At 43.2% G+C, this 22,042-nt stretch carries 17 protein-coding genes and 1 tRNA gene; 11 read left to right on the forward strand and 7 right to left on the reverse strand.

Annotated features, from left to right (window positions below; translation table 11 throughout):
* Nucleotides 1–55: 55 nt before the first annotated feature.
* A tRNA-Ile gene (locus G504_RS0114020) sits at nucleotides 56–129 on the reverse strand.
* A 522-nt stretch (nucleotides 130–651) separates the two neighbouring features.
* Here G504_RS0114020 and G504_RS19305 point away from each other — a divergent pair.
* Nucleotides 652–1,023, forward strand: coding sequence for a helix-turn-helix domain-containing protein (locus G504_RS19305; RefSeq protein WP_019670824.1), 372 nt, complete (start codon nucleotides 652–654; stop codon nucleotides 1,021–1,023).
* An 81-nt stretch (nucleotides 1,024–1,104) separates the two neighbouring features.
* Here the strand turns inward: G504_RS19305 and G504_RS0114030 are convergent, their stop codons facing one another.
* Together G504_RS0114030 and mce are read right to left on the reverse strand one after the other, a co-directional pair.
* Nucleotides 1,105–2,946, reverse strand: coding sequence for a pyruvate kinase (locus G504_RS0114030; protein WP_019670825.1), 1,842 nt, complete (start codon nucleotides 2,944–2,946; stop codon nucleotides 1,105–1,107).
* A gap of 47 nt (nucleotides 2,947–2,993) precedes the next feature.
* Nucleotides 2,994–3,407, reverse strand: coding sequence for a methylmalonyl-CoA epimerase (mce, locus tag G504_RS0114035; RefSeq protein ID WP_019670826.1), 414 nt, complete (start codon nucleotides 3,405–3,407; stop codon nucleotides 2,994–2,996).
* Between the two features lie 60 nt (nucleotides 3,408–3,467).
* Here mce and rbfA point away from each other — a divergent pair, with 60 nt between their 5' ends.
* Together rbfA and G504_RS0114045 are read left to right on the forward strand one after the other, a co-directional pair.
* Nucleotides 3,468–3,860: a 30S ribosome-binding factor RbfA gene (gene rbfA / locus G504_RS0114040; RefSeq protein WP_019670827.1), complete on the forward strand. Its 393-nt coding sequence runs from the start codon at nucleotides 3,468–3,470 to the stop codon at nucleotides 3,858–3,860.
* A 164-nt stretch (nucleotides 3,861–4,024) separates the two neighbouring features.
* Nucleotides 4,025–5,230, forward strand: a complete 1,206-nt coding sequence (locus G504_RS0114045) for an ABC transporter permease (protein ID WP_019670828.1) — start codon at nucleotides 4,025–4,027, stop codon at nucleotides 5,228–5,230.
* A gap of 2 nt (nucleotides 5,231–5,232) precedes the next feature.
* Here the strand turns inward: G504_RS0114045 and dusB are convergent, their stop codons facing one another.
* From dusB to G504_RS0114060, 3 genes are all read right to left on the reverse strand, one after another.
* Nucleotides 5,233–6,225, reverse strand: coding sequence for a tRNA dihydrouridine synthase DusB (gene dusB, locus G504_RS0114050; RefSeq protein ID WP_026348590.1), 993 nt, complete (start codon nucleotides 6,223–6,225; stop codon nucleotides 5,233–5,235).
* 53 nt (nucleotides 6,226–6,278) lie between these two features.
* Nucleotides 6,279–8,690: an outer membrane beta-barrel protein gene (locus G504_RS0114055; RefSeq protein WP_019670830.1), complete on the reverse strand. Its 2,412-nt coding sequence runs from the start codon at nucleotides 8,688–8,690 to the stop codon at nucleotides 6,279–6,281.
* 125 nt (nucleotides 8,691–8,815) lie between these two features.
* Nucleotides 8,816–10,039, reverse strand: a complete 1,224-nt coding sequence (locus G504_RS0114060) for a M28 family peptidase (RefSeq protein WP_019670831.1) — start codon at nucleotides 10,037–10,039, stop codon at nucleotides 8,816–8,818.
* Nucleotides 10,040–10,077: 38 nt separating this feature from the next.
* On the opposite strand from G504_RS0114060, the gene G504_RS0114065 reads away from it, so the two are divergent.
* The 4 genes from G504_RS0114065 (at nucleotide 10,078) to G504_RS0114080 (ending at nucleotide 15,100) form a co-directional block, all read left to right on the forward strand.
* On the forward strand, nucleotides 10,078–11,184 hold the full coding sequence (locus G504_RS0114065; RefSeq protein WP_019670832.1) for a TolB family protein: 1,107 nt from the start codon (nucleotides 10,078–10,080) through the stop codon (nucleotides 11,182–11,184).
* A 52-nt stretch (nucleotides 11,185–11,236) separates the two neighbouring features.
* Nucleotides 11,237–13,033 carry a translation elongation factor 4 gene (gene lepA, locus G504_RS0114070; RefSeq protein ID WP_019670833.1) on the forward strand — a complete coding sequence of 599 codons (1,797 nt, stop codon included), beginning with the start codon at nucleotides 11,237–11,239 and terminating at the stop codon, nucleotides 13,031–13,033.
* 86 nt (nucleotides 13,034–13,119) lie between these two features.
* Nucleotides 13,120–13,368 (forward strand): hypothetical protein, encoded by a 249-nt coding sequence (locus G504_RS0114075; RefSeq protein WP_019670834.1) that lies wholly within the window; start codon nucleotides 13,120–13,122, stop codon nucleotides 13,366–13,368.
* Between the two features lie 88 nt (nucleotides 13,369–13,456).
* Nucleotides 13,457–15,100 carry an apiosidase-like domain-containing protein gene (locus G504_RS0114080; RefSeq protein ID WP_019670835.1) on the forward strand — a complete coding sequence of 548 codons (1,644 nt, stop codon included), beginning with the start codon at nucleotides 13,457–13,459 and terminating at the stop codon, nucleotides 15,098–15,100.
* Between the two features lie 14 nt (nucleotides 15,101–15,114).
* Here the strand turns inward: G504_RS0114080 and G504_RS0114085 are convergent, their stop codons facing one another.
* Nucleotides 15,115–16,950, reverse strand: a complete 1,836-nt coding sequence (locus G504_RS0114085; protein WP_019670836.1) for a cation:proton antiporter — start codon at nucleotides 16,948–16,950, stop codon at nucleotides 15,115–15,117.
* A 185-nt stretch (nucleotides 16,951–17,135) separates the two neighbouring features.
* Here G504_RS0114085 and G504_RS0114090 point away from each other — a divergent pair, with 185 nt between their 5' ends.
* The 4 genes from G504_RS0114090 (at nucleotide 17,136) to G504_RS0114105 (ending at nucleotide 22,036) form a co-directional block, all read left to right on the forward strand.
* Complete coding sequence (locus tag G504_RS0114090; protein ID WP_019670837.1) at nucleotides 17,136–17,993, forward strand: universal stress protein; 858 nt, start codon at nucleotides 17,136–17,138, stop codon at nucleotides 17,991–17,993.
* A 2-nt stretch (nucleotides 17,994–17,995) separates the two neighbouring features.
* Nucleotides 17,996–20,221, forward strand: a complete 2,226-nt coding sequence (locus G504_RS0114095) for a SulP family inorganic anion transporter (protein ID WP_019670838.1) — start codon at nucleotides 17,996–17,998, stop codon at nucleotides 20,219–20,221.
* 74 nt (nucleotides 20,222–20,295) lie between these two features.
* Nucleotides 20,296–21,156 (forward strand): MBL fold metallo-hydrolase, encoded by an 861-nt coding sequence (locus tag G504_RS0114100; RefSeq protein WP_019670839.1) that lies wholly within the window; start codon nucleotides 20,296–20,298, stop codon nucleotides 21,154–21,156.
* Nucleotides 21,140–22,036, forward strand: a complete 897-nt coding sequence (locus tag G504_RS0114105; protein ID WP_026348591.1) for an SMP-30/gluconolactonase/LRE family protein — start codon at nucleotides 21,140–21,142, stop codon at nucleotides 22,034–22,036. The genes G504_RS0114100 and G504_RS0114105 overlap by 17 nt, the downstream gene beginning before the upstream one ends.
* The last annotated feature ends 6 nt before the right edge of the window (nucleotides 22,037–22,042 follow it).

Below are 22,042 nucleotides of genomic sequence, written 5' to 3' on the forward strand. Positions count from 1 at the left end.
ATTGCATTAAACAAAAAAATCCAGCCTTTTTAAATAGACTGGATTTCTTACTAAGTGGTCCCACCTGGGCTCGAACCAGGGACCCCCTGATTATGAGTCAGGTGCTCTAACCAGCTGAGCTATAGGACCAATTTCGCTAATGCGTATTTCAAATTCTAAATCTCATAATCAACCTTTCGATTATGAATCAGTCCCGAGTGCTCTACTACTGAGCTGCGTGTCCTGAAGTAACGAAGATTACTTCGGGATAGGACCAATTTCGCTAACGCGTATTTCAAATTCCAAAATTTTGGACTGCAATATTACTACTTATTTTACTATACTGCAACTTCTTTATAGGCAGAAAGTAGGCTAAATAGCACATAAAGCTTACTTCATGAAGATAACTCTTTTTTCTGTACTATGTGTTTAATTAGCAAATCTCAAAATCAATCTTTCGATTATGAGTCAGGTGCTGCCTAATTGTTGAAGCCCAATGTGCACAGGACGGACTGCCTCCTGGTAACCGGGACCCCCTTTAAGCCGTCCTGGCCAATGAAATAGAAGGTTTTGTCTATTTGACACTGAATAGTAAACCAAAAAAAATCTAAATTTATATAAGATGTCGTGAAGATGTCGTGTGAGAATTATACTTACTGAAATAATTTTGTCATGAGATTAGGAACAAAAATCAAAGCATTAAGAATCAAAGAAGGCTTAACTCAAATTGAACTTTCTGAAAAGACCGGATTAACGGAAAGAACAATTCAAAGAATTGAAAATCATGAGGTAGAACCCTCTAAACATTCTTTAAAGAAAATAGGTGATGTTCTCAATCAGAATTTAAACGAACAAAAAGTAAGTATCATGACAAAAAAACAAAGATTACTCAATCTTTTTCTAATCAGTATTTCTATATTAATAGTTGTTGAGTTTCTAATTGGGTGGTTGACATGGCAAGAGCATTGGTGGGTTTTAATTTGTTGGTTCTTTCCATTATTGGGTGGGGTTTCAATTCCTTATTACAAAAGAAGAAAAAAATGAAGTTGTCCCTAAGCTAATTAAACCAGTTTTTGGAATTTGGAATTTGGATTTTTTGATCCACCGGATCAAGAGCAAAGCATCTCAATGTATATCTGCTCGCTCCATAGCAGGCCAGAGGCGTACGTTTTTTTCCTGGTAAGGTTCCATATCCTTAAAGATGGTGCTTAGCAATTCAATGGCCTGTAGAATATAGGGCCCTTTGTTAAGCATCACACAATCTGTGCGTTGCGCCATGGCGGCATCGGTCATTTCGGCCCGGGAGGGTATCCCCTGCTTGGAGAGGTTTTCCAGTACCTGGGTTGCCCAGATTTCCGGAATATGCGCCGCCCTGCACAAGGAAAGGATTTCTCGTTGTACCCTGCTAATATTATCCCAGCCACACTCAATAGCCAAATCGCCTCTGGCAATCATCACCCCTACAGGGTAGGTTTTCATGGCCTCCAGCAGAATTTCCGGGAGCTTATTAAACCCACTTTGGGTCTCTATCTTTAGAATAATCCCGAATCCTAATGGCGCATTTAATTTTTGCAACGCAGCATGGAGATCTGTTACATCCTGCTTTTGGTTTACAAAAGATACGTTTACGATATCGGCGTGTTTAACCACAAAGGCCAGATCTTTTTTGTCTTTGGTGGTGAGGCCTTTGAGCTCCAAATCACTGTCTGGAAAATTTATGCCTTTGTCTGCCCTTAGTTTACAACCTGCCTTCCGGGTATGGACAATTTCTATAAGCAATTCGTCCGGGGTTTGTTGGCGAATAATGCCTTCTATCTTGCCATCATCAAAAAAGACCGGCTCCCCTTCCCTTACCTGCTCAAATATTTCTGCCGAGGTACAGGAAATATGTGCCGGGCTTATTACATTGCCATCCGCATCCCTGAGTGCGGGTCCGCCGGGCAAGGCATCCTTATACAGTCGTAAAATATCCCCGGTGTGCAGCCTCAGGTATTCTTCCGCCCTGGGGATTTCCCCTACCACGATTGGCGCAGAAGAAAACTCTGCATTGGTATATAATTGCATCCCCGTTTCCAGAAAGGTGGTTTTGCCACATTGGGCAATACAGCCATATTTTGTCTTCTTTGTAATGGTAATTTCCCTTTTCTTGTTTCGCGTATCCATAAAGAACAACTGGTCCCCTGCTTTGAGTTTTTTCAAACTTACTACTGCCACTGGCAAATTTGGCAGCTCTGCCTTGGGATGCGGCAACGGGCCCATCCAGAGTGCACAATCCTGAATGACCCTGCCCTGCACGTCTATTGCCGGCCGAAACTTTTTAACTTTTGGCCCTGCCGGCAAAGCACCGGTCCGCACTTTCGGGCCTCCCAGATCCATGGAGATCTTACATTTCTTTTTCAGTTTTTCAGACGCTGTCCTTATGTGCCCTATCATCAGGCGCCACTCTTTTTCACTGTCATGCGCACAATTTATACGTGCACAATTCATGCCGCTGGCAATCATATCATGGGCCAGTTGATAATCATAGGCAACTGCCGAGGGCAGGGTAACCATTATTCGGGTCCGCCTTCCCTTGGAACGGTAACCCAATAACGCCTTGGCGTTGGATTTACCCATTCTGTTGCTCTTTTTGAACGTTAACTGGGCCTTGTGCTTTTTAATGGGTTCATTGTTCAGGAAGCCCTCCAGGATGGCTTTGCTGGCCAACAAACTGGCCATGACATGACTTTCAGGTTTGTCGAGCCGGGAAAGCCCCAGGTTTGCAAGTTTTTTCTGGATTGGTCGTATGTCTTCTTTTCGAAGCGCACAGTAATGGATAAAATTCCGGGCGCTTTTGATAAACTTAGGATGGACCCCGGAAAGTTCGGCGGAAGCTTTGGACTCAAAATGTTCCAAACGTTTTATGATGGCGGAAATTTCATCGATCAGCCATCGTATTTTTTCTTCTTTTTTGCCAATTTCCGCCATTGCATGTTCCTTTAGCAGCCGGGAGCAGAACTAAAATAAATGAGGAATTACTTCGCAGCTACTTTTATCTCCTGGCACAACTCTACCAAAACCCCGTTGCTGCTCTTTGGGTGCAGAAAAGCTACCAGCTTATTGTCGGCCCCCTTTTTAGGCTGCTCATTCAGCACCATAAAGCCTTCGTCTTTTAAACGTGCTATTTCTTTTGCAATATCATCTACCTCGAAAGCAATATGGTGTATGCCCTCGCCCTTCTTCTCAATATACTTCGCAATAGGGCTGTCTTCCCTGGTGGCTTCGAGTAATTCTATCTTATTGGGGCCTACCTGGAAAAACGAAGTCTTTACCCCTTCTGAAGCTACTTCCTCTACCTTGTATTGCCTCGTTCCAAAAAGCTTTTCAAATAGCTCTTTAGACCCTTCAATATCTTTGACGGCAATGCCTATATGCTCTATTTTATTCATTGAATACCAACTTGTTTGCGATTGTTTTTTAATACCCTCTAAAGTACGTATTTTTGCCCTATGGAAACACAACGACAGAAAAAAATTGCAGGGGTAATCCAAAAAGACCTGGCCGATATTTTACAGCGCGCAGCAACAGATGGCGGCATGCAGGGAGTCCTTATTTCTGTTTCTAAAGTGTATGTAACCACAGACCTCTCCATTGCCAAGGTGTATGTAAGCATCTTTCCAAACAATAAAGCGGCAGAGCTGCTGGAAGGGATAAAATCTAACGAGCCCCTTATTAAGCACGAGCTGGCCCAGCGCACCAAACACCAGCTGCGGCGCATCCCGGTACTTTCTTTTTATTTAGACGATTCCCTGGAGTATATAGACAACATAGAGAAATCCCTGAAAGGGGATGAAAACCCTATTGAAAATCCGGAGCTGCTGCCAAAAAGAAAAAAATCTTAGTGATTGTTCGGAGTTTTGTTGTTGGAGTTTTTATAGATTACTTTTGATGGATTACCGGGCAAAATTTTTAAGGATAGCAGGGCTATGGTTTAAAATTTTAACAACGCAGTACGCAAAAGGAATCACAAAAAAGCAATGAATTAAATTTCAAATAATCACTTAACTTGAATTTTCCCTTCTATATCGCTAAAAGGTACGTCCGCTCTAAAAGCAGCCAGAACGCGGTTAACATTATCAATTTTATCACTTTCCTGGTCATTGTCATAGGATCTGCGGCACTTTTTATTGTACTCTCGGCCTTTTCCGGACTTAAAACTTTTAGCCTTTCCTTTAGCAACCTCTTTGATCCCGACTTAAAAGCGACGGCACAAACCGGCAAGTTCTTTAGCCTCGGCCCAGAAGAAGAACAAAAGCTTTTAGAAATAGCGGGGGTAGCTTCCTATTCCAAAGAACTGGAAGAGCAGGTTTACCTAACCCACCGCCAAAAAAGTTGTGTGGCCTATATAAAAGGGGTAGATGAGGCCTATAGAACAGCCACACGGGTAGATAGCGCTATCTACTGGGGCAATTGGGCCATAGAAGACCAACAGGCTGTGGCCGGCCTGGGCATTGCAAGTTTGCTGGGGCTAACCATAAACGATTATCAGGATCCGCTAAAGATCCTGGCACCCAAACCCGGCAAAGGCTCCCTTAGCCAACAAGGGTTTGGTGGAAAACCCTATAACGAAATGCCGGTAGTGATAAGCGGCGTTTACGCGCTTGAGGAAAACCTGGATAAAAAATACGTCTTTACAGAACTTGCCCTGGCCCAGGTAATGCTGGAAAAAGACAACACCCAGATCTCCGGTATTAATTTTGCCCTGGAGCGCCAGGCAGACAGGACCGAAGTTCGAAATCAGATTACCGCCCTGCTTGGCGATAAAGTGGTCCTGAGAAACCGGCGGCAGCTGAACAATGCGCTCTACAGGATGCTCAATACAGAAAACCTGGCCACCTACCTTATTTTTACCCTGGTACTTATCATTGCCCTGTTTAATGTGGTGGGTGCAATTATAATGATGATCCTGGACAAGCAGCAGAATTCCAAAACCCTGTACAATCTCGGGGCTACCATCCGCGAACTGCGGCGCATCTATTTTGTGCAGGGAATACTGGTTACCAGCTTTGGCGGACTTATAGGCTTGTTCCTGGCCTCCATTCTTATCTGGTCGCAACTTTCCTTTGGGTGGTTAAAAATAACCCCCTCCCTGGCCTATCCGGTAGAATACAAATTAATGAACCTGTTGGTGGTGCTGGCAACCATTGTAGTGCTGGGAATGATTGCCTCTAAAATTGCCAGCAGCAGGGTTACCAAAAAACTGCTTAGCTAAAACTAGACGAACTGGTAGTTCCCAAATTTTTCCAGGACCTCATCAAAAGCGGCAAAAACATCTTCAGCGGCATCGCTGGTTACCATTTTCATGCGGTATGGCTTAAAGTTTGGTATGCCCCTGAAATAATTGGTGTAATGCCTCCTTGTCTCAAAAACACCCAGCTTCTCCCCTTTCCAGTCAATGGCCATTTGCAGATGCCTGCGGGCAGCCCTTACCCGTTCTTCCATGTCAGGCGGTGAAAGATGTGTGCCTGTCTCCAGATAGTGCTTTACTTCTTTAAAAAACCAGGGGTAGCCAATGCTCGCACGGCCAATCATGGCGCCGTCCAGGCCGTAGTCATCGCGCATGCGCTTTGCAGCTTCGGGCGTAGCCACATCCCCGTTGCCAAAGACAGGAATATGCATCCGCGGATTGTTTTTTACCTCCGCAATGGGCTTCCAGTCTGCCTCGCCCTTATACATCTGTGCCCGTGTTCTGCCATGGATAGAAATAGCCTTGCAGCCCACATCCTGGAGCCGTTCCGCTACCTCAACAATTTTTATGGAATCGTGGTCCCATCCCAGCCTGGTCTTAACCGTAACGGGTAAATGGGTATGCTTCACCATGGCTTCGGTAAGGGAGACCATTAGATCTATGTCCTTTAAAATTCCGGCACCTGCGCCTTTGCTCACTACTTTCTTTACAGGACAACCAAAATTTATATCAATGATATCCGGTTTGGATTTCTCCACAATCTCTACGGATCGCAACATGGAGTCCAGGTTGGCACCAAAAATCTGGATCCCAACAGGGCGCTCTTTCTCATAGATATCCAGCTTCATTACGCTTTTTGCCGCATCGCGTATAAGCCCTTCTGAGGATATAAACTCCGTATATACCAAATCTGCCCCCTGCTCCTTGCAAAGAGCGCGAAAAGGAGGGTCACTCACATCCTCCATGGGAGCGAGCAACAAAGGAAATTCCGGTAAAACTATATCGCCTATTTTTGGCATCTGCATACGTTTAGCGGCACAAAATTAAAAATAAAGATGGTATTAACAGGAATTTAATCGTTATCCAGTCGCTGTAGTTCGCTTTTCTTTGTGCCACTATCTGTCTTGCTGAGGCGGTAATTACCCAGGTTATAGGTGAATCCCAAACGTATAAACTGTGTTTCCGTATTCTCTAAAACGGAATTGTCCTGGTTGGCATAGCGGCTGGTAAATGTGGCATTGGCCCTGTTAAAAAGGTCTTCTGCCAGAAGGGAAACCACTGCCCTGTTGTCCCACAAGGATTTGCGTAAACCGGCGTTCAGCACAATGCTTTCAGAGACCTTATAGGAACCACGCAAAAACCCGCTTAAATAGGTCAAAGAAAGTTCCCCGGTAAAACTACGATCCTCTGAGATTGTAAAAGAGTTATTCAGGTAGCCGTAATAACCCGTCACCCGGTTGGTATAGGTTTCAATGTTGCTTTCCTCGGCCAGAAAGGTCTCATCTTCATAAAAAAGCGAGTTGTAAAAATAGACCACCCAAAACGGGGTAACAGAAGTAGAAACTGTAAAATCCAGGCCATAAGAGGTGCTTTTTTCCACATTCTGATTGATCTGCCTGAGGGTCTGGTTTTCGTTGTCCTGAAAACTTAACCTGCTTATATAACGTCCGTTATCGCGGTAGTACACGTCTATAAAAAAGGTCTCTTTTAGCGATAGATTCAAATTAAAATTATGGGTGAAATTAGGAACCAGGTTTGGGTTCCCTTCAAAGTAATTGTTTTCATTGAGAAAATACCGGAACGGGTTTAAGTCTGAATAATTGGGTCGGGTAAGCTTCCTGCTGTAATCAAAAGTAAGGCTGTGATCCGTGCCAAGCTTTCGGGTAAGGAATACAGACGGAAAAAGTTTAAAGTAATTCTGTGTCTTGGGTTCCGGAAAAGAATCGGAATTAGATTCTACATTGGTTTGTTCAGCCCTCAGGCCAAGCTTCAGGGACCAGTTTTCCCAATCCTGGGAGAGGCTGGCATAGGCAGCCAAAACATTTTCGCGGTATTCAAAATTATCCGACAAGGCTATATCAAAGGGCGGTAAATTGTTATTTACATCAAAATAATCGATCCCGCTTTTAGAATTAATCCAGGAGCCTTTTAGCCCGCTCTCAAAACTACCTGCTTTAAAAGGGGTGTAATAATCTATTTGCCCTGTGGTAATATTGATGTCCTGCAGGGCGTCCGTGGCAAAGGTAAAATTCCGTATAAAATCCCCTGCGTCGTCAAAGTAATCACTGGAGCCATCTTGCAGACGGGTTAATTCGTAATAAGTATAGTGGGCATTTGCCTTTACTGTTGCGCCCTCTTTTTTTAATTTACGTTCATAATTGAGGTCAAAAGACAGGTTCTGTAAGTCTTCTTCAAGAACGCTGTTGGTTTGCATCGTGGAATCCAGCACTCCTGCACCATTTCGCATTTCTGTATTGAGCTTATTTGCATATCTTTTATTTGGGGAAAAACTAAGGTTGGATGTAAAATTCAGCAGATCGCGCTCACTGGGTTTATAATCCAGCATCAGATTCACCTGCTGGTCCTGAGAACGCGTGGTTTGGTCTAATAAGGTAAGCCAGTTGGCAAAAACATCGCCCTGATTATTGATAAAATTAATCTGGTTATCCGCTTCTTTAATATCCTTTCTTGGGTTGATCACATAATTTGCAAAAACACCAAATTTGTCGTTTTTAAAATAATGGCTTGTCCCCAGGCTGTATTTGGGATAAAACGCCTGGGTATATTGCCCCCTTACATTGCCTTTATAGCCCGGTACTATGTTCTCCTTTGTGCGGATATTGAGGATGGCCCCATCTGCAGCCTCATAACTGGCCGGTGGATTGGGGATTACCTCCACAGAGGAAATCATTTCCCCGGAAAGTCCTTTTAAAAAATCCTGGATCTCGGACGGTGATAATTGTATTTTGCGATCATTGAGGTAAACCGCTGCTTGCTGCCCCCTGATTTCCAAATTGTTCTGTGCGATTATGACCCCGGGTGCATTGCGAAGAATATCCCAGGTGGTTCCTTCGCCAATCACCGTGTTTTCCACATTAAAGACAATCCGGTCTGCTTTTCGTTCTACCGTAGGTTTCCGACCGGTTACGACCACCTCATCCAGCCATTCGCTGTCGGGCTCTAAGACAAGGGCCCCAATTTGAATGTTTCTTTTTATTTCCAGGGCAACCAGAGTAGACTTGTAGCCAAAGTACTTTGCCTGCAAATAATATACGTCTTCCGGGATGCCTTTTAAGGTAAAGCGCCCTTCGTCGTCCGCAGATATTCCATTTACCTGCGTATTGTCTGATGCTTTTAATAGTATAACGTTAGCAAATGGCAGAGGGTTACCCTCGGCATCCCTTACGGAGCCGGTTACCTCAAAGGACTGGCTTGCCAGGACCAGAGGAAATATTGCCAATAAGAACAGTAAGGGGAATCTCACAGTTTGGTAGGTTATTCGTCAAAGCTATAAAATTATTTACATTGTTTGCGTTAAATAGAAGTGATTCTTACTAATCGCAACTGTGGGTACCCTGCGGCATCCGGTATAGCTTTGGTCCTGAAAATTCAGAATATAATGCGTGCTTTGAGGGTTTGATCATTGCGCTTTACGCTAACTGTAGTGCTGTCCCCAGGCTCAAAAGCAGACAAGGCGCGCATATAGCTCATCATATCCACAACGGTACTGTCGCCAAGCCGAACCACAATATCTCCTTTCTGTAATCCTGCTTTTTGTGCAGGTTTATCTTCGCTAATGCCATCAATGCGCATCCCTTTGCCATCAAAGAGGTAATCTGGCACTACCCCAAGCGCAACTTTGAATCTCGGCACTTCTTCGCTCTCGTTCTTGGTTTTTCTGAATGCCAGTTTCTGGTCGTCATCCAGTTCCTTAACCAGATTGAACAGATAGGAACTGATCAGTCGCATCCCCTCGTAATTTAACTTCTCCGCATCGTCTGTTGGTTTGTGATAATCTTCATGCTGCCCGGTAAAAAAATGCAGTACCGGGATGTCTTGCAGATAAAAGGAGGTATGGTCAGACGGGCCTACCCCGGATTCATTAAAAACCAGTTTAAACCCGGGGTTTGAGGTGTTCAATACCTGGGGCCAGATTGGCGAAGTGCCGGTGCCGCTCACCGAAAGAGTTTTGTCTTCCCTTAGCCTTCCCACCATGTCCAGGTTTAGCATATAGCTAACCCCGTCCAGGTCCAGGGTTGGGTTTTTGGTAAAAAAGTTAGACCCCAGCAGTCCCATTTCCTCCCCGGAAAAAGTTATGAATAAATAGTTTTTGGATAGTTCCGTTTCCTTTATTTTCCTCGCCAGATCCAGGAGTACCGCCACACCGCTGGCATTATCATCTGCGCCATTATGCACCGCCGGTTCTCCTTTGTACAGGGAACCTTCACCCCCTAACCCCAGATGGTCGTAATGGGCCCCTATCACAACAGTATTTGCAGCTCCATGGTCTATAAAGCCAATGACATTGGTCCCGGTTATTGTGCTGTCGCCACCTTCCTGAAAACGTATTAGCTGATGCGGGTCTTTCTTTGGCTTAAAAGTAAAGGTCTGGTAATAGGTTCCTGCATTTCCTTTGGGTGTGAGCCCTATACCCAGCATAAGCTCACGAATATAGGCCGCGGCCCTCAGTTCTTCGTCGGTTCCGGTTTCCCTGCCTTTAAATTCGTCACTCGCCAGGATCTGAACCTCTTGTTCCATGGAGGGTAATTTAGGTTCCTCCCGTTTACATCCAAGGGCAAGGACAAAAAATACGCCCAGAATTATTTTTTTCATCGGTTTTGCGTCTAATTTTGTTCAAAATTAATCATCCTATGAAAACTTTAGTGCCCTTCTTACTTTTATTGCTGTTTTTTGGTTGTAAAACGGATTCCAAAAAATCCCTGCCGGAAAAGGAAAAAGCAACCTCTGTAATGGCAGGAGCAGATACCCTTATCTATAAAGAGGAAAAGCATTTTAAATCTATTCGCCAGGTTACTTTTGGCGGGGATAATGCGGAGGCGTACTGGAGTTTTGATGACACCAAGCTCGTATTTCAGTCTAACAATCCCGGCTGGGGTATGCAGTGCGACCAGATGTTCCTTATGAATTTTGAGGAAAACTTCAGGGATAGCAAACCCCCTATGATCAGTACCGGAATGGGGCGCACTACCTGTGCCTATTTTCTTCCTGATAACGAGCATATGGTCTATGCCTCGACACATCTGGCCGGCAAAGAATGCCCCGAAGTGCCCTTGCGCAAAAACGGGAAATACGTTTGGCCGGTATATGATTCCTTCGACATTTTTGTGGCAGATCTGAATGGGAATATCGTTACGCAACTTACCAATGAGCCCGGTTATGATGCGGAAGCTACGGTTTCTCCAAAGGGAGATAAAATAGTGTTTACCTCTACCCGAAGCGGGGACCTGGAATTGTATACCATGAATTTAGATGGCACAGAAGTAACCCGGATAACCGATGCGCTGGGGTATGACGGCGGGGCCTTTTTCTCTCCGGATGGCACGAAGATTATTTTCAGGGCTTCAAGGCCAAAAACGGAAGAAGCAATAAATGAGTATAAAGAACTGCTTGCCCAGGGGCTGGTACAGCCTACAGAAATGGAGCTTTTTATTTGCAATGCGGACGGCAGTGATTTAAAGCAACTGACGTTTCTCGGCAATGCCAACTGGAGCCCCTTCTTTCATCCTTCGGGGGAAAAAATTCTGTTTTCAAGTAATTTTGAGGCAGAAAAGGGCTTCCCTTTTAACCTCTATTTAATTGATACAGATGGGAAGAATCTGGAGCGGGTTACCCATGGAAAAACCTTTGATGCTTTCCCGGTATTTTCCAATAATGGCAAATTCCTGGCATTTTCCAGTAACCGCAATAATGGCGGAACCCGTGATACTAATTTGTTTATTGCCGAGTGGCAGGATTAAGAAGGAGAAAACCGTATCTTTGCAGCCAATTTGAAATAGCCAGAGTAAGAAAATGAAGCATATTCGTAATTTCTGTATTATCGCACACATAGACCATGGCAAGAGTACTTTGGCAGACAGGCTGTTGGATTTTACCGGTTCGGTAACAGATCGGGAAAAGAAAGAACAGCTGCTGGATAATATGGATCTGGAGCGCGAGCGGGGGATTACTATTAAGAGTCACGCCATTCAGATGGAATACGAACACGAAGGGGAGTCATATGTTCTTAATTTAATAGACACTCCCGGCCATGTAGATTTTTCCTATGAAGTGTCTCGATCCATTGCCGCATGCGAAGGTGCGCTTCTTGTAGTGGATGCGGCTCAGAGCATACAGGCGCAAACCATTTCTAACCTTTACCTTGCCCTGGAAAATGACCTGGAAATTATTCCGGTTTTGAATAAGGTTGATTTGCCGAGTGCCAGCCCCGAAGAAGTAACGGATGATATTGTGGACTTGTTGGGTTGCAAACCCGAAGAGGTGATCCCTGCCAGCGCCAAAACAGGTATTGGGATTAAAGATATTCTTACTGCCATTATTGATCGTATTCCTGCACCGGGCGGGAATGTTGATGAGCCCTTACAGGCTTTGGTGTTCGATTCTGTATATAATCCTTTCAGGGGGGTTGAGACCTATTTCAGGGTAATAAACGGGGAAATTAAAAAAGGTCAGAAAATTAAATTCGTAGCTACCGGGAAGACGTATTTTGCAGATGAAGTAGGGACCCTGAAACTAACGCAGGTGCCTAAGCCCGTTATTAAAGCAGGCGATGTAGGCTACCTCATTACAGGGATAAAGGATGCAAGGGAAGTAAAAGTTGGGGATACTATTACCGATGCCGCCAATCCAACCAAAAACGCCATTGCCGGTTTTGAAGATGTAAAACCCATGGTTTTTGCAGGTATTTACCCCGTAGATACCGAGGATTTTGAAGAACTGCGTTCTTCTATGGAAAAGTTGCAACTCAATGATGCGTCATTGGTTTTTACTCCGGAAAGCAGTGCGGCTCTTGGTTTTGGCTTTCGTTGCGGTTTCCTGGGGATGCTCCATATGGAGATCATTCAGGAGCGGTTGGAGCGCGAATTTGACATGACAGTCATCACTACCGTTCCCAACGTTAGTTACCATGCCTTCACTACAAAAAATCCGGATACACCGCTGATTGTCAATAACCCAAGTGACCTTCCGGATCCTTCTACCATAGCCAGGGTTGAAGAACCATATATAAAAGCCACGATAATTACCAAAGCAGATTTTGTAGGAAACGTTATGTCGCTTTGCATAGAAAAGAGAGGGCAGATTACCAACCAGACCTATCTTACCACCGAGCGGGTTGAGCTGAATTTCGACATGCCCCTGGCAGAAATTGTATTTGATTTTTACGACAAGCTTAAAACCGTTTCCAAGGGTTATGCCTCCTTTGATTATACTCCAATTGGAATGCGGGTTTCTAAACTGGTGCGCGTAGATATTTTACTGAATGCACAACCCGTTGATGCGCTGTCTGCTCTTGTACATTTTGATAACGCCCATTATATAGGCAAAAGAATGTGTGAGAAGTTAAAGGAATTAATTCCAAGGCAACAGTTTGACATTCCGATACAAGCTGCCATCGGAGCAAAAATTATTTCGCGTGAAACCATAAAAGCCTTGCGTAAGGATGTAACTGCGAAATGCTACGGGGGAGATATTTCAAGAAAAAGAAAACTCCTGGAAAAGCAGAAAAAAGGGAAAAAGAGAATGCGGCAGGTGGGCAATGTAGAGATACCGCAACAGGCATTTATGGCCGTTCTTAAACTGAATGATTAGACTTCTTTTTTTACTTACATATTTTGTAGGGAAATACAATATTTCTCTCTTTTGCCGGTTATACTTATCCTTAAATTTCCCTATTAATGACTACATATATTGCCGAATTCAGAGCGGTGCACAAGCTAATACAGGTTATACAGCATTCGGTTTTTACCTGGCAACAGGAAGGTGGTGAAATAGATCCCGATCTGTTTCAGGGTAAAATAAAAAGAGAATCCGCACTGCATTTCTATAAATTATATGCAGGAGACAGCTATGAGGTTACCATAGAAGATATTTCCGTGGAAATCACCAAAACGGACCTTTCAATGGCTGATAGTTTTACTATATAAGTCTCTTTTAACCAGCTTGCCGGGCCAATTAAATGCTTTCTCGGGTTTTCTTTTTAATTTAACTGCTCAATTAGAACGGTCTTGAATTATGAAAAATACCCTGCTTTCTATTTATTGCGTCTTTCTGCCAATAGCGCTATTTTCTCAGGGGCCTACCCTAACCACAGAGCAATGGGCTACTCTTGAAATTACCCTTATCAGCAATTCTGAATATGAAAATCCCTATACCGATGTTGAGGTTTGGGCCAGTTTTACCAATCAAAAGGCCGATACCATAAAAAGGCCTGCTTTCTGGGACGGTGATAATATCTGGAAAATAAGATTTACTTCCCCGGATTCCACGAGCACCTGGAGCTGGCTGTCCTATGCCTCCAACAAGGAAGACAATGGGCTCCATGGAATAACAGGTTCTGCGTCCTCAAAGCCCTACAGCGGGGATAATCAATTACTTGCAAACGGATTGCTAAAAATGGCGGCAGGTAACCGCAATGTTATTCAGCAATCGGGAAAATCTTTTCTTTTGGTAGGAGATACGCCATGGGCAATACCTTTTCGCGCAACCGTGGAGCAGGTGTCAAAGTATGCGCAGGATAGACAAAAAAAGGGGTTTAATGCAGCGCTTTTAATGAGTTTGCAACCAGACATGGGTGCAACCGGGCCAGACGCCAGGAATACCAAATTGGGATTCAAAAGGGCATTTGAAGATTTATCAAATGGGCATATCAATACTATGAATCCTTCTTATTTTCAAACCTTAGACCAGATTATTGACGAATTGCTGAAACATGAGATTGTTCCCGTATATCAGCCTGTATTCCATGGTTTTGGGTGGAAAGGCCTGAAGGTGTTGGGAAATACCATTGTACCCGAAGAATATGTGCGCTATTGCAAATATCTCCTGGCGAGATATGGCAGTAAACCTGCAATCTGGCTTATCGCCGGGGACCATGATGGCAATGATCCGGGCGTAAAAGAAAGTGGTGAAATGCTGGAAGCCTGGGACAGTTATGCACAACCCACCGGCCTGCATTACAATCCCTGCGATGACTATGTCGCTGAATGGGCAGTAAATGATCCATCCAAACATTGCATGCACTATAACAAAACACATCAGGACAAAGCGTGGTTGGATTTTCAATGGGCCCAAACCGGCCATGATGGCGCTCATATCTATCATAAAGTGGAAAAAATGTATGATAATATCCCTACTAAGGGTGTGGCAAATGGTGAACCAACCTATGAAGGCATGAATGACGGTAAAAATGGATTAGGCTGGTGGCAGGGAGAAGAGGCCTGGATGCAATTAATGCATGGGGGTACGATGGGTATTGTTTATGGGGCGGCCAGTCTTTGGCAATGGAAAATAACTGCTGACGAGGAAGGCTGGACTGCCTGGTCATCACAACCAAAATCCTGGGAAGAAGCCATGGAAATGGAAGGCTCTGTATATGCCGGCATGCCGGGTAAAATTTTATCGGATATAGACATGACCAACATAGAAAGGAGATGGGATTTGGCCGATGGAAATCCTTTGCTGGCAAAACCGGGATCTTTGTATATTTCATTTTTAAAGGATGGGGGCTCCATAGAGATCAAAACCTTGCCGGCAGGGCTGGACTATAAATGGATAAACCCAAAAAATGGTGTGGTAGCGGCAAGTGGCACCACAAAGAAAGTCAGGTTCACTGCGCCGGATTCCAATCCATGGGTCTTGCTAATAGGCAGGTTTTGATTTGGCAGTCTGCTCTAGAGAATTTTATCCATGTCGAACATTTTACCTAAATATGCGAGTTTATAACCCTCGGTAATTGAATTAAACTTTCCGCTGAACGAGGAAATGATCTCGAGTTTACCGTCAGGGGCTTTTATAAACAAAGGGATAATTTCATCATCCTCGTTTGAAATGTCAATCAATTGGCTGAAATGTTTTCCGTCTTTAAGATCAATTTCATGAATAGCGGGGTATCGCCTGGTGGCCTCCATCATTTTTATATAATCATCCGTATGTGAAAAAAGGCCTTCTTCAGGATTCTTTTCAGGGTCATTCATTTCGTCAGAACTTACTAGTCTGAAAGCCCCGTTCTCCCCGAATTGAGCTCCTAATTTATTGATAGCGTATTCATTTATCTCAGAGTTGCCGGTAAGCGCCATCAGATATCCCATATCGTTAAGTTCAATGTTATCCGTAAGTGTATCGGAAAAAACATTGGCCACCATTGCTTCTATCCCAAGCTCTTTGGCCTTATCAATATTGGCGTGGTTACTATCTATTAAAACCACATGCCTGTTGTTTTTTTTGAGATAGCTGGCAATAAGCCTCGACATTTTAGAGGCTCCTATGATAAGAATCCCTTCAGAGTGCTTTAGAAATACCCCAACCATTTTTGCAAAATACCGGGCTGTTGTTGCATTTAAAAGAACGGTGCCCAGTACAATCATAAAAACCAAAGGGGTTATATATTCCGCACCCGGTTCGCCTTTCAGAATTAACTTTGAACCAAAAAGGGATGCAATTCCCGCAGCTACAATACCTCTTGGTCCAACCCAGCCGATAAAGAGCTTTTCGTTAAATTTCAAACTGGAGCCCCTGGTGCTCAGGAAGACACCTAAAGGGCGTATTATAAAAACAATCACAAGGAATAAAATGGCAGAGTTCCAGTTAAAGACGAGCTCCATATCACTTATGTTGATATTGGCAGCCAACAAAATGAAAAGAATGGAGATTAGCAAAACACTCAGCGATTCCTTAAAATACAAAAGCTCTTTAAGGTTTGGAAGATCCATATTGCCCATGACCATCCCCATAACCACAACAGCAAGAAGGCCCGATTCATGCGCCATTATATCAGATTCAACAAATACCAAAAGCACAACAGAGAGGGATACAACATTTAATAAATAATGTGGTACATATTTCCTTCGGATCACAAACCCCAGGCCGTGCGCAAAAGCAAATCCAAAAGTAGATCCAAAAAGCAATATCTTCCCAAAATCTATTAAGGCAGTTTTTGTATAGGCCTGACCCTCGCCCACGCTTATAAATTCAAAAACAAGAACTGCAACCAATGCTCCTATGGGGTCTATTAAAATGCCTTCCCATTTTAGAACTGCAGAAATATCCTTTTTCAGAGGAATGTTTCTTAAGATAGGCGTAATTACGGTTGGGCCTGTTACTATTATAAGGGATGAAAACAAAAAGGAAATCTGCCAGCTGAGGTCGAATAGAAAATGAGCCGTAAAGCCTCCGGCAAAAAATGTTACTATAGTCCCTACCGTAATTAACTTTGTAATAACCGGTCCTACATTTTTAATTTCCGAGCGCTTTAGCGTTAAGCCGCCTTCAAATAAAATAATACTTATGGCAAGTGAAAGAAAATAGTAAAGGCCCTCTCCCGGGAAAAGCCCTTTTTCGCCATTCCATATGGGTTCAATAAGCTTAGAGCCATCCTCGGTATACAAAGTGGCTATAGGTCCTACAAGAAGCCCAATCAGAATAAGAGGGAGGATAGCGGGCAATTTTAAACGCCAGGCAAACCACTGTGCTATAATCCCCAATATTATTATCCCCGCGAGTTCGAGCATCTTTTAACTTTTGCGTTAAAAATAGTGATTAAAATAAATACAGGTCTGTAATAGTTCCATAAAAAAATAATATGTTCCCGGCGCATGCATTACAGCAATACTTGCAAAGTGAGTCAGCGCTTTGGAATATGTCTTTCCTGACCCAAATAGGTTTTAATGTGTTATATTGAGCCAAAATAATTACAATGGAAAGGCATCCGCATCCTTTTAAGAGAATTCTATTTGGTTTTGCTTTTTCGCCATCGCTGGAAATAAATATTCTGGAAACCTCGCGTCTTGCGCATTTTTTTAACGCCAAATTAATTTTACTCCATGTCGGGAAAAAAACAGAGGAAAAATCAGGTGTTGTAAATGCACTGCTCGAAAAAATTGATTATCCGGATGATGCTGTCGAAGTTCAGTGGGAAGAAGGTAAGCCTGTCTCCGTAATTTTGGAAGCCTGTACCAAATACAAGATAGACTTATTGGTTCTTGGCGCGCTGCAGCATGAAAACAGGTATAGGTTCTATGTGGGGAGCATCGCCAGAAATTTGACCCGTAAAGTAAATTGTTCTGTTTTGTTGCTTATAAAACCCTCTGCAGAACGCGTGCCATGCAGGCATATAGTAGTAAATGGCCTCGATGCGCCGGAAACCCCTGTTGCAATATTGGACGCATTCTATGCGGCTAATGCCCTGGGCGCACAACAGATTACCATTGTAGAAGAGATCCGGCAAAAAGAAGTTCATGTCACAGTGGAAGATGACCGGTCCTTAATGAAAGCCAATATAATGAAGGAAAGACTGAAGCACAGGGAAGACTCCAGGGTGCGTAAAATTTTGAAGACGCTGCCAGAGGCTTTTTTGAAAAACATCAAAATAAAAACGCAAAGTATTTTTGGAAAAAGGGGGTATTCCATAGGTCACTACGCCGAGATAGTACGGGCAGATTTGCTAGTAATGAACGCTCCTAAAAAGACAGGCCTTTTAGATCGTATTTTTAAACATGACCTGGAATATATCTTATCTGATTTGCCCACTGATTTATTGATTATCCGTAAATAACCTTGAGCGCTAAAACCAACACAACAGGCACTACTTTTAAAACACTGTCCAAAAACATTTTTTCGGGTTTTGTGGTGTCACTTATTGCCCTTCCTTTGGCTCTGGGATTAGCTTTGGCAAGTGAGGCTCCTCCAATTTCAGGCATAATTGCTGCGGTAGTTGGGGGTGTTATCGTTTCTTTGCTCGGGGGTTCAAAAGTTACCATTGCCGGCCCCGGTAATGGCCTGGTTATTGTTTTGTTAGCTGCAATTGGCACCCTCGGCGGAGGTGATCTTTACCAGGGTTACTTATTCACTTTAGCCGCCATAGTATTGTCCGGAATATTGATGCTGCTCCTGGGGTTTCTAAAAATGGGGCGTTTAGCCAATTTCTTCCCGGCTTCGGCCATTCAGGGTATGCTTGCTGCAATAGGGATAGGCATTCTGGCAAAACAATTTCATATTATGGTGGGCCATAACAATGAGACGGGAAGCATCATGGAGTTATTGATTTTAATCCCAAATGACTTTATGGATTTGATAAAAACAGCAGACCTCAATATGCTTTTTGCCTCAGGAATAGGACTGGTAAGTCTGTTAATCATGGTTTTCTATTCTAAAATCAGGAATAAATACTTCCAGTTAATCCCTGCGCCTATGTGGATATTAATTCTCTCTGTTGGTCTGAGTTATTTTTATATTCTTCTTGGCAAGCCGTATCCTATGACGGTGAATTACCTGGTATCCATCCCAGATGATGTCCTTACAAATCTCCCTTTCCCGGATTTTGGAAGAATAATGGACAGAGAATTTATTATTGCTGTATTTGCTATTACCCTCATAGCAAGCATAGAATCCCTGTTAAGCATCAAGGCCGTGGACAAGCTGGATCCGTTGATTCGAAGATCTAATGCAAACAAAGACCTCAAAGCACTTGGCCTGGCCTCAATTGTTAGCGGGTTTTTGGGCGGTCTCAATGTGGTAATTGTAATTGCCAGAAGTTCGGTTAATGTAAATAATGGGGCAACCAACAGGTCCGCAAATTTCTTCCATGCCATGTTTTTGGTAGGCTTTGTGCTTATTTTTCAGGAGCAGCTCAGGCGAATACCCCTGGCTGCCCTGGCGGCCATTTTGGTGTATACCGGTTATAAGCTGGCCAATCCTGAATCGTTTAGAAAAATTATCCGGATAGGTAAAGAACAAGTCCTTATCTTTTTAACTACTTTGATCACCACTCTGTTTACAAACCTGATTACCGGAATAGCAGCAGGGATTCTGGTAACTTTTATCATTCATATGATAATAAATAAAAGTATTTCCCTGTTCCTTGGCAATTTGTTTAAGCCTAATATTCTCCTTTTTAAAGAAGAGGGTGAAGGCAACTTTTATTTGAGCATAAAATATTTTTGCAGCTTCCTTAATTTCCACAAACTAAAAAACAAGCTGGACGTAGTGCCGGAAAATATGGATCTGGTTGTCGATTTTTCGATGTGTAGTTTTGTTGATCACACCGTGCTGGAAGGCCTGGAGAATTATCGCTCTGCTTTTGACAAAAAAGGGGGAAGCATAGAGCTCATTGGATTGGACAAACATGAAGCCGATTCTTTTCATCCCTTTGCTATTCGCAAGGTTTTACCCGTTGCGGCCTTAAAACCAATTGAAAGGTATTTTACCAAAAGGCAAAAAGACCTGGAAGCCACAGCCGGGGATTATGACTGGAAGTATGTCGCCAAAAAGAATACCAATACCTCTTTCCTGGAGAATTTTGTCTTTTTCCATACCCGCGAAGTTGGTTATCTATATAACCTTTTGAAGGATGATAAAAATGGCTGCAGTGTTTTTGACCTGGAGTGGACAGAAGGTGCTTTTATTGCAAAAGAAGTTGTTAAAACGACGATGATGCACATTGAATTAGATGTTGACATCCCGGTTTTCACCCTGGATAAGGAAGGTTTGTTGCAATTAATATATTCTCTTGCCGGATTTAAGGCCATAAGCATAGAAAACCATCCGGATTTCAACAGGCGCTTTAACTTAAGTGGCGAAAATGAAGATGCTATTCTAAAACTCTTCACGGATGAAATGGTGTTGTTCCTTGAAAGCCATCCATATTATCATATAGAGTCTAATGGTTCCTCTTTGCTCATTTTAAAAAAGGAGCGCCTGCTGGGGGTTCAGGAAATTAAAAGAATGATTTATTTTGGCCAGCAGTTGCATGCCCTGGTACTGCATAAAAAGATTTCTCCCTGATTGTTAAAAATTATTAATATTTAAGGAATATCAGTAGAGCTTTCGTTATTTTGCAGCCGACTCAGAATACATGGATGAACTTATATCCCATTGAAACCGGAAATTTTAAATTGGATGGGGGCGCAATGTTTGGTGTTGTGCCTAAATCACTTTGGAACAGAACCAACCCGGCAGACAGTAATAATATGATAGATATTGCGGCCAGGAGCCTTCTTATTGAGGATGGCAACAGGCTTATCCTTATCGATACCGGCATGGGGGATAAACAAAGTGAGAAATTCTTTGGTTATTATTACCGGTGGGGAAATTATTCCATCGATGCTTCGCTCAAAAAGATAGGTTTTCACCGCGACGATATTACAGACGTTTTTATGACTCACCTGCATTTTGATCATTGTGGCGGAAGCGTGCAATGGAACGAAGAGCATACGGGTTATGAGCCCGCTTTTAAAAATGCCGGTTACTGGACCAATAAAGACCACTGGGAATGGGCCACTAATCCAAACCTAAGGGAAAAAGCTTCTTTTCTGAAGGAAAATCTACTCCCAATGGAAGAAAGCGGCCAGCTAAAATTTATCGACATCAGCAGCGGTCCCTATATAGCCAAATCAGAATTGGGATTTGGTATTTTGCTGGTCGATGGCCATACAGACAAACAGATGCTTCCCCATATTACTTATAACGGCAGGACTTTGGTGTTTATGGCCGATTTATTGCCAACGGCAGGCCATATTCCGGTTCCGTATATTATGGGTTATGATACAAGGCCCTTAATAACCCTTTCTGAAAAAGCAGCCTTTATGAAAAGAGCTGCTGACACCAATTTTTATTTATTCATGGAGCACGATGCACATAATGAAATATGCACCGTAAAACATACCGAAAAAGGCATAAGGCTCGATAAAACATATACATTTAATGAGGTTTATACTTAATATGTTTATTGGTCTGTTATTTTTTTCTGCATTTTTCGGATGTGGAGAAGAACAACGATTTAGTGAAGACTTTACTTCAGAATTCGGTTTTACAGCCGGAATTGAAGGGCCTGCCGTGAATGCAGCGGGAGAGCTTTTTGCGGTAAATTTTGAAAGGGAAGGAACCATTGGCAAGGTAAGCGATACAGGGGAAGGTGAGGTTTTTATTAGTTTACCGGAAGGTAGCATAGGAAATGGCATACGTTTTGATCTTGATGGAAATATGTTTGTTGCAGATTATCTGGGCCATAAAGTCTACAGAATAAAAAAAGGTTCACTAACCCCTGAAGTTTGGGCAATGGATTCTACCATGAATCAACCAAATGACCTTGCTGTAGGGCCGGGAGGCATACTTTACCTCAGCGACCCTAATTGGGCTGAAAGCACAGGCAAGCTTTGGATGGTTACCCCGGAAAGGGAGATTCTATTATTGGAAGAGGGCATGGGTACCACCAATGGCATAGAAGTAAGTCCCGACAATAAGACCCTCTATGTTAATGAATCTGTACAAAGAGTAGTCTGGAAATATGATATCCGGGAAAACGGAAGCCTTAATAATAAAAAGAAATTTATCTCTTTTCCGGATTTTGGACTGGATGGAATGCGCTGTGATACTCAGGGAAATCTTTATCTTACCCGCTACGACAAAGGAACTGTAGCTATTGTTTCTCCGGAAGGAAAAATCCTGGAAGAAGTGGTTTTAAAAGGTAAGAAGCCGTCAAACATTGCTTTTGGGGGGGAGAAAGGACTTAATTGCTACGTTACTATGGCAGACAGGGGTTGTATTGAAACATTTGAAGCCTTGTCGCCGGGAAATTATTATTCAAAAATACATTACTAAATATAG

The sequence above is a fragment of the Eudoraea adriatica DSM 19308 genome (assembly GCF_000382125.1).
GTDB classification, from domain to species: domain Bacteria; phylum Bacteroidota; class Bacteroidia; order Flavobacteriales; family Flavobacteriaceae; genus Eudoraea; species Eudoraea adriatica.

Coding starts and splice junctions, on each gene's coding strand:
- G504_RS19305 (WP_019670824.1), top strand. CDS start 652: ATGAGATTAGGAACAAAAATCAAAGCATTAAGAATCAAAGAAGGCTTA.
- G504_RS0114030 (WP_019670825.1), bottom strand. CDS start 2,946: ATGGCGGAAATTGGCAAAAAAGAAGAAAAAATACGATGGCTGATCGAT.
- mce (WP_019670826.1), bottom strand. CDS start 3,407: ATGAATAAAATAGAGCATATAGGCATTGCCGTCAAAGATATTGAAGGG.
- rbfA (WP_019670827.1), top strand. CDS start 3,468: ATGGAAACACAACGACAGAAAAAAATTGCAGGGGTAATCCAAAAAGAC.
- dusB (WP_026348590.1), bottom strand. CDS start 6,225: ATGCCAAAAATAGGCGATATAGTTTTACCGGAATTTCCTTTGTTGCTC.
- G504_RS0114060 (WP_019670831.1), bottom strand. CDS start 10,039: ATGAAAAAAATAATTCTGGGCGTATTTTTTGTCCTTGCCCTTGGATGT.
- G504_RS0114065 (WP_019670832.1), top strand. CDS start 10,078: ATGAAAACTTTAGTGCCCTTCTTACTTTTATTGCTGTTTTTTGGTTGT.
- lepA (WP_019670833.1), top strand. CDS start 11,237: ATGAAGCATATTCGTAATTTCTGTATTATCGCACACATAGACCATGGC.
- G504_RS0114075 (WP_019670834.1), top strand. CDS start 13,120: ATGACTACATATATTGCCGAATTCAGAGCGGTGCACAAGCTAATACAG.
- G504_RS0114080 (WP_019670835.1), top strand. CDS start 13,457: ATGAAAAATACCCTGCTTTCTATTTATTGCGTCTTTCTGCCAATAGCG.
- G504_RS0114085 (WP_019670836.1), bottom strand. CDS start 16,950: ATGCTCGAACTCGCGGGGATAATAATATTGGGGATTATAGCACAGTGG.
- G504_RS0114090 (WP_019670837.1), top strand. CDS start 17,136: ATGGAAAGGCATCCGCATCCTTTTAAGAGAATTCTATTTGGTTTTGCT.
- G504_RS0114100 (WP_019670839.1), top strand. CDS start 20,296: ATGAACTTATATCCCATTGAAACCGGAAATTTTAAATTGGATGGGGGC.
- G504_RS0114105 (WP_026348591.1), top strand. CDS start 21,140: ATGAGGTTTATACTTAATATGTTTATTGGTCTGTTATTTTTTTCTGCA.